The sequence below is a fragment of the Anaerosacchariphilus polymeriproducens genome, from assembly GCF_003363435.1.
In the GTDB taxonomy this organism is placed as follows: Bacteria; Bacillota; Clostridia; order Lachnospirales; family Lachnospiraceae; genus Anaerosacchariphilus; species Anaerosacchariphilus polymeriproducens.
Genome location: NZ_QRCT01000013.1, coordinates 26,964 through 42,801 on the forward strand (window position 1 = coordinate 26,964; position 15,838 = coordinate 42,801).

Below are 15,838 nucleotides of genomic sequence, written 5' to 3' on the forward strand. Positions count from 1 at the left end.
ACATAAGATTTATCTCATTTTAACCTATTTAGAACAAAAAAAACCCTGTAAACATTACATTTACAGGGTAAAGTATAAATTATTTATAATTAACTATTTTTCCAAAATCTGGTTTCAATGATGCTCCACCAACAAGTCCACCATCAATATCTGCTTGAGCAAATAATTCAGGAGCGCTAGAAGCTGAAACACTTCCACCATACTGAATACGAATAGCATCAGCAGTTGCTTGATCATATATTTCAGAAATACAAACACGAATTGCTGCACATACTTCTTGAGCTTGCTCAGTTGTAGCTACTTTACCTGTTCCGATAGCCCAGATCGGCTCGTAAGCAATTACTGCAGTAGCTGCTTGTTGTGCTGAAACATCCAAGAAAGCAATCTTGATTTGTTGACGTATAAAATCAATTGTAACACCTTGTTCTCTTTGTGTTAAGCTTTCACCACAACAAACGATTGGTGTAATATTGTGTTCAAACGCTTTTTTAACTTTTTTATTTACCGTTTCATCTGTTTCAGCAAAATATTCTCTTCTTTCAGAATGTCCGATAATTACATATTTTACACCTACATCAGTTAACATATTAGGAGCGATTTCTCCTGTGTAAGCTCCATTTTCTTCAAAATACATATTTTCGGCACCAATATTAATATTAGAACCTTTTGCCGCTTCCATACATGGAATAATGCTGATAGCCGGAACACAGAAAACTACATCAACTTCATCACTCGCAACTAAAGGTTTTAGTTCATTAACCAGAGCTACTGCTTCACTTGGAGTTTTGTTCATTTTCCAGTTACCTGCAATTATTTTTTTTCTTGCCATTTTCTCTTCTCCTTTAAAAAATTTCATTTATAATCTGTTTTAATATTAAAACAAATAATCTTATTTATCATTTGCAGCTACTACACCTGGTAATTCTTTACCTTCTAAGAATTCCAATGATGCTCCGCCACCTGTAGAAATGTGAGTCATTTTATCTCCAAAGCCAAGTATATTAACAGCAGCAGCAGAATCTCCACCACCGATAATAGTAGTAGCATCAAGTTCAGCCAATGCTTTCGCTACTGCAATCGTACCATTCGCAAAATTTGACATTTCAAATACACCCATAGGTCCATTCCATACAACAGTCTTCGCATCTTTTAATGCATCAACATAAAGTTCTCTTGTTTTTGGTCCAATATCAAGTCCCATTTCATCTGCTTCTAAACTACCTTCTACTGCACGGAATTCTACTTCATTAGAAAATTCCTTAGCTGCAATAGTATCTACAGGAAGTAATAATTTTACTCCTTTTGCTTTTGCTTTTTCAATCATTTCTTTCGAATACTCTAAATAATCATCTTCTACTAAAGATTTTCCAATTTCTTCACCTTGAGCTTTTGCAAACGTATAGCTCATTCCACCACCAATAATTAATGTATCCACTTTATCTAAAAGATTGTTGATTACAGAAATTTTTGAAGATACTTTTGAACCACCTAAAATAGCTACAAATGGTCTTTCAGGTTTATTAACAGCATTTCCTAAGAAATCGATCTCTTTTTGCATTAAATATCCAACTACTGCAGTTTTCACAAATTCTGTTACACCAACATTGGAACAATGTGCTCTATGAGCTGTTCCAAATGCATCATTAACAAATACGTCAGCTAATGTAGCTAAATCTTTGCTAAAAGCTTCTCCGTTCTTTGTCTCTTCTGCTCTATAACGTGTGTTTTCAAGAAGTACAATCTCTCCATCTTTCATTGCATCAACAGCAGCTTTTGCATTTGGTCCAACTACTTCCGGATCAGCTGCAAATTTTACTTCCTGTCCTAATAATTCAGCCAAACGAACTGCAACAGGTGCTAATGATAATTCAGGTTTTGGTTCTCCTTTTGGTTTACCAAGATGTGAACACAGAATTACTCTTCCACCATCTGCAATAAGTTTCTTTATCGTTGGAAGTGCTGCAACCAATCGATTTTCATCTGTAATTTTACCTTCTTGTAAAGGAACATTAAAATCACAACGAACTAGAACTTTTTGACCTTTTACATTAATATCATCTACTGATTTTTTATTTAGCATTATGTTTTTCCTCCTGTCTTTCCTATATAATAAAAAATGAATCCGATCCTCAGATCGGACCCATCTTGGGATCTTAAATAATATGCATTATTATTTTAAATCTACTATTAAGCTAATTCAGCAAAATATTTGATTGTTCTAACCATTTGGCTAACATATGAATTTTCATTGTCATACCATGAAACTGTTTGAACTTGAGTCGTTCCATCTCCACAATCAGATACCATAGTTTGAGTTGCATCAAATAATGAACCATAAAGCATTCCGATAACATCTGAAGATACGATTTCATCTGTGTTATATCCAAAAGATTCAGTTTCAGCTTTTTTCATTGCTTCATTTACTTGATCAACTGTAACTTTTCCTTCAACAACAGAGATTAAAATAGTTGTTGAACCTGTTGGTGTAGGTACACGTTGAGCAGATCCAATTAATTTTCCGTTTAATTCTGGAATAACTAAACCAATTGCTTTTGCTGCTCCTGTAGAGTTAGGAACGATATTGATAGCACCTGCACGTGATCTTCTTAAATCACCTTTTCTTTGAGGTCCGTCAAGAATCATTTGATCTCCTGTATAAGCATGAATTGTTGACATGATACCACTCTTGATTGGAGCTAAATCATTAAGTGCTTTTGCCATAGGAGCTAAGCAGTTTGTTGTACATGAAGCTGCAGAAATAATTGTATCTGATGCTTTTAATGTATCATGATTTACGTTATAAACGATAGTTGGTAAGTCATTTCCAGCTGGTGCTGAGATAACAACTTTTTTAGCGCCTGCATCAATATGTGCTTGAGATTTTTCTTTAGATACATAGAATCCTGTACATTCAAGTACTACATCTACTCCAATTTCTCCCCAAGGAAGTTCAGAAGCATTTGCTTTTGCATAAATTTTGATTTCTTTTCCGTTAACAATGATAGAATCTTCTGTTGCAGAAACTTCTCCATCGTATTTTCCTTGAGCTGAATCATATTTTAATAAATGAGCTAACATTTTAGGACTTGTTAAATCGTTGATTGCAACTACATCATATCCTTCTGCTCCGAACATTTGTCTGAATGCAAGACGTCCAATACGTCCGAATCCATTAATCGCTACTTTTACTGCCATTATAAATTCCTCCTATATTATATAATAAATAATTTAAATTGACTATTGTGTTCCTAAGATTGTTAAAAGAACATCAACCTTTAACTATTTTACCTAATTTGTCCATAAAATTCAAGTAAAATTTTATTTTTTTCCATTTTGACATTTTATAAAAAATATTTTATGCTAATTTAGAAAAGAAATCAAGGAGGTATTTTATGATTTGTGATTTACATTTACACTCAAATTTTTCTGGTGATAGCAATACCCCTATGGAATTAATAGTGAAGCAAGCTATTTTTTTAGGCATAGATATCATCTGTTTTACAGATCACCAAGACACTGATAACCCTTATGACGGAGAATTATTTGAAATTGACTTTGAATTATATTTTAAAGAATTTGAAACTTTGAAAAAACTATATTCAGATAGAATTGAACTTCTAATCGGCATGGAACTAGGTCTTCAAACAAGATTAGCAAAACGTCATTCCGATATGCTCAAAAAATATCCCTTCGATTTTGTCATCGGCTCTAATCATTTAATCAACGGATTAGATCCTTACTTTCCGGAATATTTTCAGACACGAAAAGAATCCGCAGGGTATCAGGAATATTTTGAAAGTATTCTTTCTAACATTAATGCTTTCTCAGAATTTGATGTATTTGGTCACTTAGATTATGTCATTCGTTATGGCCCGAATAAAAACAAGTTTTATTCATATAAAAAGTACGCTGATATCATTGATGAAATTTTGAAAACTTTAATACAGAAACAAGTAGGACTTGAATTAAATACCGGAGGTTTTAAATATGGATTAGGACATCCAAACCCTCATGAAGACATACTAAAACGCTATAAAGAACTTGGCGGTGAAATCATTACCATAGGTTCCGATGCGCATACGATAGAATATATCGGTCATGAATTTAATAGAGCTATATCCATATTAAAACAATGTGGATTTAAGCACTATAATATATTTAAAAATAGAGAACCTGAATACATTCTCATTTAAGAGAATGTATTCAGGTTCTTTTATTAAACTACTGACTGTAAAGAACTCACCTTATACTTTCTTTTAATCCTGTGTTATTAATAGTTTTTCAAACGCTTCTACTGATAATGCCTTAGAATAATAATACCCCTGTACATAATCACAATTCGTTTCTTTGAGGAAATCTGCTTGTTCTTTTGTTTCTACTCCTTCACACACTACTAATATATTCATATGCTTTGCCATATTAATTACATCACGAATTACAATTTTGACTTTGTCTGACAGCGATATTTCTGCTAAAAATTCTTGATCGATTTTCAAAACGTCAATAGGCATTTGCTTTAGTAGTTTCAATGATGAATACTCTGAACCAAAATCATCCATAGTAAACAAAAAATCATTTTGTTTAATACGATTCATCATTTTTAAAACCAGATCAGAATCACTGCAAAATAATCGCTCAGTAATCTCTAATTCTAAATTTCTGGGTTTAATACCATAAGTTTGTGTAAGGCTTTGAAGTTTATTCACCAAATCCATGCTATATAAATGTACTTTAGATACATTGATCGCAATAGGCAGTACCCCTAAACCTTGCTTTTCCCACTTATTCATAGTTTTACATGCTTGTTCCCAAATATAATAATCCAGATTTTTAATTAATCCTTTTCGCTCAAACAAGGGAATAAATTCGTTCGGTGATATGATACCTTTTTCGGGATGCACCCAACGTACAAGTGCTTCCGCACTTTCAATTTTACCAGTCTTTAAACTATACTTAGGTTGTAAAAATAACTTAAATTGCCCCGTTTTTAACGCTTCGGTCATGCTATTTGTTATGTCAGTTTCTTGAATGATTTTATCCATAACACTAACATCATAAAAAGCATATGCATTCACACTATTCTGTTTTACTGTATTTTTAGCCAGATTAGCCCTATCATTAATTAAATTTAAAGAAACTGATTTGTCTTCTATTTTATAAATTCCAAATACCGCAGATAGTTTGGGACCTACATTATATCTTTCTAATTTCAAAATTATACTGCTTATTTTTCTTATGATATCCAATTCTTCATCATAATGAATCAGCATGCAAAAAACATCTGCATAAACTCTGGCTATTACATCTTTTCTGGTTGTATTCTCTTTCAAAGCCTCTGCCACATATAACAGAGCCTTATCTCCTTCGCTAATCCCATAACGGCTGTTAATGATCTTAAACTTATCTAAGTCTAATAGAACATAAGCATATTTATTACTTTCATTGCAATTAAGTTTATCTACAGCTTCTATACAGAACTTATCCCAATTATTAATTCCTGTTACACTATCCGTATATGCTTTTTTCTCATATTCTTTTTCTTTTCTATTTTTATATAAAATCCAAATGGTTGAAATAAGTAATATAAAAATTAGAATTCCAGAAAATATTTCTCTCTTGTAAGTCCTAAAAAGTAACATAGCTGTGTTAGCTTTCTCAAAATCATGCACTCCATCAATAACACATACTTGCGTTTCTTCATCCGTGATTCGAGCAATTGATTTGTTTAAGATAGATAACAGTATATAATTATCATTTCTTACATTTAATGCAAGAGAATACATATCTCCATATGTTGACTCTATTTCTATTTCCTTATAAGCCTCTAAGCCACTATACAGATTATAATTATTGTTATCCAGTAACGTTGCTGTTACTTTACCTGATTTCACTGCATTGAGGCATTGTTGTCCACTCTGAAAATACTGAATTGTAACATTGGGATAGGCTTTAAATATTTCTTTTTCTAATAATTCAAAATATTTTGGTAATGCAAGTTTAAAACGATCAGATGTTTTTACATCCACTTCACTTAATAACACTAATATAATTTTATAATATGAATCAGTAGTTTTAACTGATGATTCACTATCTACGTGATTACCTAATATGCTTATAGTTGCTTGTACTTTATTACTCTTTAGTTTGGAAAGTTTAGTTTTGTTATCATTACATTCCACATATTGAAATTTAAATCCGGAATTTCTAGCAATTAATTCTAAAAATTCTTGATTTATACCTTTATATTGCTTTTCTTTATCTGAATAAGACATCAATTCCCAATTATTATCTACTGCAATCTGCAAATCTGGATTTTTCTGTATATAATCAATTTCCTTGGGCGAAAAAGCATCAATCACTTTCCGATTACTATAATATTTTTTGTATAACTCTGAATTGTAATTTTCATTTGAAACACAAATTTGTTTTAATGCAAAATTAAATCCTTCTAAAATTTGTTCTTTATCATTGGCGACTACAAAATAACTGTCTGATACATCGAATTTAGCAACTCTTTTTACTCCTTCGATTTGAAGATAATTCGATGCTATCATAGCTTCTACTTTTCCTTGCTTTAACGCTGAGATCATCTCTGAATATTTATTATATTCCACTATTTCTGCATTAACGCCCTTTTCATTTAGATAATTTTGACATGCCTCTATATCTGAACTTCCGCTCAGTCCAGCAATCCTTATTCCTGAAAAATTTTTAAAATCCTCATATCCAATGAAATTATTATTTTCAGACACATATATTTCACGTATATAATTACCGGTTGATATATCGGTATATTGGTAAGCCGGTTCTTCTGAGTCGTTTTTCTGTATGTTTCCAATCACATCAACTTCGCCAGTACGTAACCAATCTTGACAATCTTCCCAAGTGCCGCTGATATATTCATATTTCCAACCTGTATATAATGCAATTTCATCTAAATATTCTTTTTCATATCCCTTTATATCAGCACCTTCATCTATTTTTAAAAAACCTGGTAATTCACAAATCCCTACCCGTACTATATTGTCTTCATATACTGACATCGCATTTGAATTAAATGCTGATATAAATAGCAATATAATTATTATAAAAATTAGCCTGTTTATCTTTCTCATTCTTTAGTCAACCTTTTCTTATGTAATTAATTATACTCAAAAACATTATAGCATAATTTTTTACATTATTCTATAGTTGATGTTATGAATCTTAAATTTATTCCATAAATTCGCAAAAATCCTTCTTTTATCCAAATATTACAAATATTTCTCCCAATGTTTATATAAATAATGCAACCAGCTACCGACATTCATTTCATACACTAGATTTAATTGTTCCGGAATCATTACTTCTTCTTTTCTACCACGGGATACCGCTTTTCCTTGATTCATTAACAAAAATTCACTCCCAAAATAAGAAGCAAGACTCAAATCATGAACGACCGCTAATACAGCTTTATTTTTGGAAGTAATCCACTCCTCAATTACACGAAACATTTGTTCTTGATATTGTATGTCAAGATAATTTGTAGGCTCGTCCAGTATTAATATATTAGGATTTTGTGCAAATAATTGCGCTAGAAAAGTCCTTTGAATTTCACCACCCGATAAAGTAAGCACAGATTGTTTTCTTTTTTCAATCATTCCTGTCATTTCTAATGCTTCTTGTATTATCTCTTTTTCTTCTTTTATCATTAACTTATCTTTTCTATATGAGAATCTTCCTAGTTCAACTATTTCTTCAACTGTGAACGAATAATTAACTGAATGATGCTGTGCTAATACTCCTATATTTCTCGCTATTTGATTCTTTTGCATCTTTGCTACGTCTTCACCTTTATACAGAATTTCTCCAGAATAAGGAATCGATTGAGAAATTGCTTTTATAATTGTACTTTTTCCTGCACCATTTGGACCTACAATTATAAATTTTTCTCTTTCCCGTATATTGAAAGTAACCTGATCAACCAAAGTAAATCCTGCCATCTTCACCGTCAATCCATTGATTTCCAATATAGAAGGACTCTTTTTATTGCTATTCATATTCTTATCCTCTGAATTTATTTGAATTTTTTCTAATCATAATAAACACAAATAGTATAGAACCAATAAATGATGTTATGATACCAATCGGTAACTCTATAGGCGAAAACATTGTTCTGCAAAACATATCTGCCAACATAAGAAAACCTGCACCAATTGCCATTGATATTGGTAATAATTTTTTATGATTAGGACCTGTAAATATTCTTGTAATATGAGGTATCACCAATCCTACAAATCCAATGGTACCACTAATTGAAACTGAGACTCCGATCAAAATTGAAACTAACGCCATGATTCTTAACTTTACGCGCCTTACATCAACTCCCACATGCATCGCATTTTCCTCTCCAATTGCAAATGCATTCAGTTCTACTCCATTTCGCATCAAAACGAATGAACATATTATTAATATCACAGTCATTAAAACTACTTCTTCATAAGTACTGCCGGCAATAGACCCCATTGACCAAAACACAATATTCTTAATTTCTTTATCCGCCAAAGTAGTTATCAGACTAGTTATACTGCTGGCAAACATAGAATATATAACCCCAATTAATATCACAGTATTCGTTGATAATGTAAAATCAATAATTTTAGCTAAAAATAAGATAAGACAAATAGAAGCAAAGGAAAAAAGAATACTCATTAAAAAAGTCCCTAATCCCGATACCAATGTACTTTTGGCTGAAAATGCAATTGCTATGACAGCACCCAAAGAAGCACCTGAAGATACACCAATTGTTGTACCATCGGCCAAGGGATTTTTTAATAATCCCTGCATAGCTGCACCACTTATTGATAAAGAAGCTCCTACCAATCCTGACATCAACACTCTTGGAAGTCTGACACCAAGTACAATGGGAATAAAACGTTCCGGAATATCGGAAGGGAACTTTCCTGTAATTGCCCCAAATACGATTCTTCCCGTGTCCCATAAGTTAATATCTACACTACCATATACAACACATATATTCATTATTAATATTAAACACATACTAATGAAAAAGAATCTTGTAAGAAAAACCGCTTTAATTTTCATTTTATTCTCCGTAAATGAACTTATATAATTCTTTTGCTGCATCTACAAGTCTGGGACCCGGACGTGTCATCATATCACTATCTCCTTTGAAAACCTGTTTTTTGGAAATAGCTTCTATATTTTCCCAATTATTTCTTGCTAATATCTCATCTACTGGAGAGCTATCTTTATTTGACATTGTAGTGGTTACAATAAAATCAGGATTCCGTTCCAAGACCTGCTCTTCTGATATTTCTGCCCATCCAGGCAAATCTTCAAATATATTTTTAACTTTTAGCATGTCTGCAAGTTCCTGCATAAAAGTATCTTTTCCTGCTGTCCAAAGTCCAAATTCCAATGGAGACACCTCAAAATATATCGTTTTTTCAAAATTTCCTTTAGACTTTTTCTCTAACTCCTGAAAAGAATCTTTCATATTTGCAATCAAATCATCTGCTTCTTTTTCTTTTCCTGAAATCTGTCCTAATAACTTTATCGCCTTATATGTATCTGCAATATTTTGAGAATTTGTTACTGCAACCAGAATACCTGCATCTTTTAATTGTTTCATTTGATCTGTTGATTGAGCCATTTCTCCGATAACAACAACATCAGGATTTAAAGAAATAATCTGTTCAACATTTAAGTCATCACCCGTTGCAATTATCTTCTTATTTAAAGCTTCTTTTGGATAATTACAATACTCGCCAACACCTATAATAGATTTATCTGCTCCCAATTCATAAAGAATTTCAACATCAGACGGCAATAAAACCACCATTTTTTCTGGCGTTTTCTTTAAATTAATTTCATTTCCTGCCATATCCGTAATCTTATTGGATTCCTGCTCTTGTGTTTGTATATTATCAGAAACATTCTCCTTATTAGAGCACCCTGCCATGCTCCATATACTTAACAAAAATATTATTGCTATTATTCTAAGTTTTTTCATGCTTTCATCCTCTCACATTTTTTAAGTTTTTCTCTAAATATAGTTTTATTGTATTTTTAAACATAGTTGTAATTATATAAATTAAATCGTCTTTATTATATTCATTTTGTTTTAATGACTGATCTATCATAAATTGTTCTTCTGAATTCACTATTTCTTTTTGTAATGACCTTAATAGTCTTTTAGCTGCCTGAAAAACTAAAAAACTGGCTTCCTATTTGAAACCAGCGCACAAAGATATCTTACTCAGATATCTCTATACACTTGGTCATCGTTCGTAACCTTGTGTAATCCTTATAAATAAGCTGGTATTCTGGCTTAGGCTTCAACATTATATTCCATCTTCCCATTTTCACAGTGATTTTTTGAATATAACTATTCCAATACAGCGGCGTGACCGCACGGGATTCAAACCCGTTTCCCTATTGTCTAACGACAACACTTATTTACATTATATTTTTATAAATAATAGCATTACATATTTATAATGTCAATATAAAGTAAATCTTATCGAATGTTAAATTTGATTTGACAAATTACAAGTAATGGGTAACTAATTAAATTATCGTTCCTCCACCAATTACATAATCATCCTGATAAAACACAACAGCCTGTCCGGGCGTAATTGCTCTTTGAGATTCTTCAAACACACAATGTACCTTGTCATCTTCTACTTTTTTTATTGTACAAACTGCGCCTTTATGACTATAACGTATTTTTGCTGTTACTTTCATTTCTTCTTTCAAATCTTCCATTGCCATAAAATTTAATTTATTTGCATAGAGTTCTTTTGCAAAGACATCTTTATTTTCACCTATGACTACTTCATTGGTTTCAGGTCTAAGTTCAACAACAAATACAGGATGTCCCATTGACAGATTCAATCCTTTTCTCTGTCCTACTGTATAATGTGTGATCCCTTTATGTTTTCCAATTATTTCACCGTCTACTGTAACAAAATTCCCTTCAGCAATCTTTGCATCCGTATAATCTTCTATAAATTTTGCATAATTGTTTTCCGGAATAAAACAAATCTCTTGACTATCCGGTTTATTCGCAATTTTGAGATGAATTCTATTTGCGATTTGTCTAATTTCTTCTTTGGTATATTGACCAACAGGCATTATTGTATGCTCCAACTGAAATTGCGTTAAATTATATAGTGCATATGTTTGATCTTTGGCTGCTGTGGCAGATTTCTTTAATGTATATCTTCCATTTGGAAGTTGTTCAATCTGAGCATAGTGTCCTGTAGCAATATAGTCTGCCCCTATATCTAAACTTCTTTTAAGTAAGGATTCCCATTTTACATATCGATTACATGCAATACAAGGATTAGGTGTTTTTCCATGAAGATATTCTTCTACGAAATAATCCATTACATTTTCTCTAAATTGAGATTTAAAATTCATAACATAATAAGGAATCGATAGATCGTTGGCAACTCTTCTTGCATCATCAACCGCACTTAAGCCACAGCAGCCCCCATTTTCTTCTTGTACAGATTGTTCTTCATCCTGCCAAATCTGCATTGTTACACCTATTACATCATACCCTTGTTCTTTCAGCAGATATGCTGCAACAGATGAATCAACTCCTCCAGACATTCCTATTACTACTTTTTTCCTGCTCATTAATATTCTTCTTCCTCTTCCTCTTCATGTATATCGTTTTTTGGTTTTTCCAATCCTTCGATCACAATCCCTTTTTTCTCTGCATAATCCCACAAAGCCGCATGTATAGCTTCCTCAGCAAGAAGAGAACAATGTACTTTGACAGGCGGCAACCCGTCTAGTGCTTCCATAACTGCTTTATTTGTAACTTCTAAAGCTTCATATATCGTCTTTCCTTTCACTAATTCTGTCGCCATACTACTTGTTGCTACAGCTGCACCGCATCCAAATGTCTTAAATCTTACATCTTTGATAATTTGATCGTCATCAATATCAAAATAAATTCTCATTATATCTCCACACTTTGCGTTACCTACTGTTCCTACTCCATTTGCATTCTCAAGTTCTCCTGCATTCCTTGGATTTTGAAAATGATCCATTACTTTCTCGCTGTACATATCTTTTCCTCCTTAAACTCACTAATCTAATTGTTATTTTTTATATAGTCTTCATAAAGTGGAGACATATTTCTTAGTTTTTCTACTATTTTTTTAATTGTTTCAATTACAAAATCGATATCTTCTTTTGATGTCTGTTCACTTAATGACAAACGCAGGGAACCATGTGCTATTTCATGCGGAAGACCAATAGCCAGTAATACATGTGATGGATCTAAAGAACCTGAAGTACAGGCTGAACCACTAGAACCACATATTCCTTCCATATCTAACATGATCAATAATGATTCACCTTCAACAAATTGAAAACTAAAGTTTACATTATTGGGTAACCGTTTGGTTCTATGACCATTTAATCTTGTATATGGTACTTCTTTTAAAACACGATTAATTAGATAATCTCTTAATTCAGTTTCTTTTTTAGCCCGTTCTTCTATAGTGCTTACAGCTATTTCAACTGCTTTGGACATTCCAACAATTCCAGGAACATTCTCAGTTCCTGCCCGACGTTTCCTTTCTTGAGCCCCTCCATGAACATAGGAACGTATTTTAACTCCTGTTCTTATATACAAAAAGCCGATTCCTTTTGGTCCATTTAATTTGTGAGCGCTTGCACTGAGCATATCAATATGATATTCATCTACATTAATTGGCACTTGTCCAAACGCTTGTACAGCATCCGTATGAAATAGAATATTATTTTGATTTGCAAGCTCTCCTATTTCCTTCATTGGTTCAATCGTTCCAATTTCATTATTGGCAAACATAATGGAAATCAAAATTGTAGTTGGACGAATTGCTTTCTTGAGTTCCTCTAATTTGATGATTCCATTCTCATCTACATCCAGATATGTCACTTCAAAACCCTGTTCTTCCAGATATTCACATGTATGCAATACAGCATGATGTTCTATTTTTGAGGTTATAATATGATTTCCTTTCTCTTTGTAAGCATCTGCAGTCGCCTTTATAGCCCAATTATCTGATTCACTTCCACCTGCTGTGAAATAGATTTCATTGGCTTTTGAACCCAATGCTTTCCCAATTACTTCTCTTGCCTTTTCTATTGCTCCCTTATTCTTACTTCCAAATTCATATACGCTGGAAGCATTTCCATATTCCTCCGTAAAATAAGGTAGCATTTCATCAACTACTTCTTTTGAGACTTGTGTTGTTGCTGCGTTGTCTAGATATATTAATTTTTTCATAGCTTATCCTCTCTTTCTCAACCTTTCTGCATTTCTTTACTCTCTTTTACTAATTCGCCAAAATTTATTTGGTTTACAGTTTCATTTATACTATCGTTAATTTTCTTCCAAACTGTTTTACTCACACAATATTTAGCACTTTCACATTGACTTTCGCTTTTTATTCCTGGACAATCTACAGGAGTCAAATCCCCTTCCAAAGCTCTTAAAATTTCTCCGACCGAAATTTCTTCTATAGGCTTTGCTAATATATAACCACCATTAACACCTCTTACGCTTTTTACTAAATCTGCTTTTTTCAACTTTGCGATCAGCTGTTCTAAATAATTTACAGAAATATCTTGCCGACTTGCAATACTACTTAAAGAAACAGGTTCATTTTCACTATAAACTGCAAGATCTACAAAAGCTCTCAATCCATATATCCCTTTTTTGGATAACTTCACGATACCACCTCTTTCTATATCCGAGTATTTTGGTCGGATATTCACTGTAGTTAGAATATCACCTTATTTTCGTTCTGTCAAGAACTTTTCTCACATATATTTTTCTATACATAAAATGAAGGTGAGGTTATAGAATGAATCAAAAACACACCCTCTTAAAAGGAACTTTTTACTTAACGCTTGCCGGACTCATTAGTCGCATAATAGGCTTTTTTTATAGAATATTCCTTTCTCATAAAATCGGTGCAGAAGGTCTGGGTATCTATCATTTGATTTTCCCGGTCTTTTCCCTATGTTTTGCATTAACTTCTGCCGGTATTCAGACTACAATATCCCGATTTGTTGCTGAACAGATAGCGTTAAATAATCAAAAATCAGCCCGGAAATTTTTGATTACAGGAATATTTTTTTCCATTTGTTTAAGTATTGGCTGCTTTTTTGCTTTAAATAATGGCAGCAATTGGCTGGGTATTCATATTATAAAAGAATCCCGTTGCTGTATACTTCTTAAGATTTTGGCCTTTGCTATTCCATTTGAAGCCATACATGCTTGTATAAATGGATATTATTATGGATTAAAACGCGCAGGAATACCTGCTCTCACTCAACTATTTGAACTAATAATGAGAGTTACTTTTGTTTACTTACTTTTTGAACTCCCTTTAAGCAGTAACACGCCTTCACTTAACATTATGGTATGGGGCATTGTCGTCGGAGAAGGGGCTGCTATGCTTTTATCCCTAACTGCATTTGCATTTGAGCAGACCCGGCCCAAATCAAAAATCTCTAAACCTCCACTTTCCTTCCGTAAATGCGGCAGTCAGTTATTTACTATGTCCTGCCCTCTTACCTTAAATCGAGTTTGTCTTCACTTATTACAAAGTGTAGAAGCAATTTTAATCCCGATGCAGCTTCGTGCATTTGGATTAAATTCATCAGAATCTTTGAGTATATATGGCGTTTTAACAGGGATGGCTTTACCTTTGATACTTTTTCCTTCCGCTTTTACTAACTCTATTTCCGTTATGCTTCTCCCATCTGTAGCTGAAGCGCAGGCGGAAAATCAGACTCGGACAATCATAAAAACTGCTGAAAAAACAGTTCAATACTGTTTGGTTCTTGGTATTTTATGTAGTGGAATATTCTTGGCTTTTGGTAAACAAATGGGAAATCTGATCTTTAATAATTCTCTTGCCGGAACTTTTATTATGATTCTAGGCTGGCTATGTCCTTTTTTATATTTATGTACCGCTGGTCATAGTATTTTGCACGGACTCGGAAAAATGAAGACAACATTTATGCTTCAAATATCAGGAATACTTGTCAGAATCGGATTTGTTGTATTCTTTATTCCTGCTTTTGGTATACTCGGTTATTTATGGGGCCTTCTATTAAGTCAATTATTGATTACAATCCTTACTATATTATTTTTGACACGCTATACCCATTGTACTTTTCTATTTTCAGACTGGATCGTCAAACCATTTTTAACCTGCATTTTTGTTACAGGAATCTGCAGTTTAATAGGCGCAATTCCTCATACTTTATCCGCTCCATTATCTTCATTCCTGCTAAGCGGTATAAATTGTACTATTTTTTGTCTGCTATATTTTGGAATTTTGTATTTGCTAAAAGCGATTCCTAAATTCAATTAGCTTTATTTCTAGAAAAAAAATATATCAAATTCATATTAAGAAAGGTTTTGATATATTTTTCAAAGTTTTTAATTTCTAATTGTGCTGCCAAAAGGCATTAATGATAATTTTGCAAGTTTAAAACATTGTAATCCAAATGGAATTCCTATAATCGTCACACAGAACAGCGCACCTAATACAACATATTCTATAACCATCGGAATACCCGATAATAATAGCCAAATAACATTTATGATAAAGGAACCCATTCCTCCTCCATAAACAACTTCTTTTCCAAAAGGCATGAATGATAAACTTGCAAATTTAAAACATTGTAAACCTATTGGAATTCCTATAATCGTAATACACCAAAGACATCCTAAAACCAACCAGCTTAATCCGGTAATAAGTCCTCCAAAAATAATCCATAATAAGTTACCTAAACAGTTCATTTAATCCTCCTA

14 protein-coding genes and 1 riboswitch are annotated in these 15,838 nt (G+C 32.6%); of the genes, 2 read left to right on the top strand and 12 right to left on the bottom strand.

Features of this window, described 5'->3' with window-relative positions; genetic code table 11:
• Positions 1 to 79 precede the first annotated feature (79 nt).
• From tpiA to gap, 3 genes are all read right to left on the bottom strand, one after another.
• Positions 80 to 829 carry a triose-phosphate isomerase gene (tpiA, locus tag DWV06_RS18800; RefSeq protein WP_115481015.1) on the bottom strand — a complete coding sequence of 250 codons (750 nt, stop codon included), beginning with the start codon at positions 827 to 829 and terminating at the stop codon, positions 80 to 82.
• Between the two features lie 60 nt (positions 830 to 889).
• Positions 890 to 2,080, bottom strand: a complete 1,191-nt coding sequence (locus DWV06_RS18805) for a phosphoglycerate kinase (RefSeq protein ID WP_115481016.1) — start codon at positions 2,078 to 2,080, stop codon at positions 890 to 892.
• Between the two features lie 107 nt (positions 2,081 to 2,187).
• Positions 2,188 to 3,195 carry a type I glyceraldehyde-3-phosphate dehydrogenase gene (gene gap, locus DWV06_RS04680; protein ID WP_115481017.1) on the bottom strand — a complete coding sequence of 336 codons (1,008 nt, stop codon included), beginning with the start codon at positions 3,193 to 3,195 and terminating at the stop codon, positions 2,188 to 2,190.
• Positions 3,196 to 3,392: 197 nt separating this feature from the next.
• Between gap and DWV06_RS04685 the strand changes: the two genes are divergently transcribed.
• Positions 3,393 to 4,193 (top strand): histidinol-phosphatase HisJ family protein, encoded by an 801-nt coding sequence (locus tag DWV06_RS04685; protein WP_115481018.1) that lies wholly within the window; start codon positions 3,393 to 3,395, stop codon positions 4,191 to 4,193.
• Positions 4,194 to 4,256: 63 nt separating this feature from the next.
• On the opposite strand, the gene DWV06_RS04690 is transcribed toward DWV06_RS04685, so the two are convergent.
• The 8 genes from DWV06_RS04690 to DWV06_RS04725 all read right to left on the bottom strand — a co-directional run bounded on the left by DWV06_RS04690 (position 4,257) and on the right by DWV06_RS04725 (position 13,740).
• Complete coding sequence (locus tag DWV06_RS04690) at positions 4,257 to 7,115, bottom strand: EAL domain-containing protein (RefSeq protein WP_115481019.1); 2,859 nt, start codon at positions 7,113 to 7,115, stop codon at positions 4,257 to 4,259.
• A gap of 138 nt (positions 7,116 to 7,253) precedes the next feature.
• The gene (locus DWV06_RS04695) at positions 7,254 to 8,039 is read right to left on the bottom strand and encodes an ABC transporter ATP-binding protein (protein ID WP_115481020.1); all 786 of its coding nucleotides are present in this window, start codon (positions 8,037 to 8,039) and stop codon (positions 7,254 to 7,256) included.
• A 4-nt stretch (positions 8,040 to 8,043) separates the two neighbouring features.
• Positions 8,044 to 9,084, bottom strand: coding sequence for a FecCD family ABC transporter permease (locus DWV06_RS04700; protein ID WP_162300577.1), 1,041 nt, complete (start codon positions 9,082 to 9,084; stop codon positions 8,044 to 8,046).
• Position 9,085: 1 nt separating this feature from the next.
• Complete coding sequence (locus tag DWV06_RS04705) at positions 9,086 to 10,015, bottom strand: ABC transporter substrate-binding protein (protein WP_115481022.1); 930 nt, start codon at positions 10,013 to 10,015, stop codon at positions 9,086 to 9,088.
• Positions 10,016 to 10,301: 286 nt separating this feature from the next.
• A riboswitch (cobalamin riboswitch) is annotated at positions 10,302 to 10,476 on the bottom strand.
• A 96-nt stretch (positions 10,477 to 10,572) separates the two neighbouring features.
• Positions 10,573 to 11,649: a tRNA 2-thiouridine(34) synthase MnmA gene (gene mnmA / locus DWV06_RS04710; RefSeq protein WP_115481023.1), complete on the bottom strand. Its 1,077-nt coding sequence runs from the start codon at positions 11,647 to 11,649 to the stop codon at positions 10,573 to 10,575.
• On the bottom strand, positions 11,649 to 12,086 hold the full coding sequence (gene nifU, locus DWV06_RS04715) for a Fe-S cluster assembly scaffold protein NifU (protein ID WP_115481024.1): 438 nt from the start codon (positions 12,084 to 12,086) through the stop codon (positions 11,649 to 11,651). The genes mnmA and nifU overlap by 1 nt, the downstream gene beginning before the upstream one ends.
• Positions 12,087 to 12,112: 26 nt before the next feature.
• Entirely contained in the window at positions 12,113 to 13,294 is a 1,182-nt protein-coding gene (gene nifS, locus DWV06_RS04720) for a cysteine desulfurase NifS (RefSeq protein WP_115481025.1), read from the bottom strand.
• A 17-nt stretch (positions 13,295 to 13,311) separates the two neighbouring features.
• Entirely contained in the window at positions 13,312 to 13,740 is a 429-nt protein-coding gene (locus DWV06_RS04725) for an RrF2 family transcriptional regulator (RefSeq protein WP_115481026.1), read from the bottom strand.
• A 134-nt stretch (positions 13,741 to 13,874) separates the two neighbouring features.
• Between DWV06_RS04725 and DWV06_RS04730 the strand changes: the two genes are divergently transcribed.
• Positions 13,875 to 15,395 carry a putative polysaccharide biosynthesis protein gene (locus DWV06_RS04730; protein WP_115481027.1) on the top strand — a complete coding sequence of 507 codons (1,521 nt, stop codon included), beginning with the start codon at positions 13,875 to 13,877 and terminating at the stop codon, positions 15,393 to 15,395.
• Positions 15,396 to 15,463: 68 nt separating this feature from the next.
• Here the strand turns inward: DWV06_RS04730 and DWV06_RS04735 are convergent, their stop codons facing one another.
• On the bottom strand, positions 15,464 to 15,826 hold the full coding sequence (locus DWV06_RS04735; RefSeq protein ID WP_115481028.1) for a YccF domain-containing protein: 363 nt from the start codon (positions 15,824 to 15,826) through the stop codon (positions 15,464 to 15,466).
• Positions 15,827 to 15,838 lie beyond the last annotated feature (12 nt).

Coding starts and splice junctions, on each gene's coding strand:
- tpiA (WP_115481015.1), bottom strand. CDS start 829: ATGGCAAGAAAAAAAATAATTGCAGGTAACTGGAAAATGAACAAAACT.
- DWV06_RS18805 (WP_115481016.1), bottom strand. CDS start 2,080: ATGCTAAATAAAAAATCAGTAGATGATATTAATGTAAAAGGTCAAAAA.
- gap (WP_115481017.1), bottom strand. CDS start 3,195: ATGGCAGTAAAAGTAGCGATTAATGGATTCGGACGTATTGGACGTCTT.
- DWV06_RS04685 (WP_115481018.1), top strand. CDS start 3,393: ATGATTTGTGATTTACATTTACACTCAAATTTTTCTGGTGATAGCAAT.
- DWV06_RS04690 (WP_115481019.1), bottom strand. CDS start 7,115: ATGAGAAAGATAAACAGGCTAATTTTTATAATAATTATATTGCTATTT.
- DWV06_RS04695 (WP_115481020.1), bottom strand. CDS start 8,039: ATGAATAGCAATAAAAAGAGTCCTTCTATATTGGAAATCAATGGATTG.
- DWV06_RS04700 (WP_162300577.1), bottom strand. CDS start 9,084: ATGAAAATTAAAGCGGTTTTTCTTACAAGATTCTTTTTCATTAGTATG.
- DWV06_RS04705 (WP_115481022.1), bottom strand. CDS start 10,015: ATGAAAAAACTTAGAATAATAGCAATAATATTTTTGTTAAGTATATGG.
- mnmA (WP_115481023.1), bottom strand. CDS start 11,649: ATGAGCAGGAAAAAAGTAGTAATAGGAATGTCTGGAGGAGTTGATTCA.
- nifU (WP_115481024.1), bottom strand. CDS start 12,086: ATGTACAGCGAGAAAGTAATGGATCATTTTCAAAATCCAAGGAATGCA.
- nifS (WP_115481025.1), bottom strand. CDS start 13,294: ATGAAAAAATTAATATATCTAGACAACGCAGCAACAACACAAGTCTCA.
- DWV06_RS04730 (WP_115481027.1), top strand. CDS start 13,875: ATGAATCAAAAACACACCCTCTTAAAAGGAACTTTTTACTTAACGCTT.
- DWV06_RS04735 (WP_115481028.1), bottom strand. CDS start 15,826: ATGAACTGTTTAGGTAACTTATTATGGATTATTTTTGGAGGACTTATT.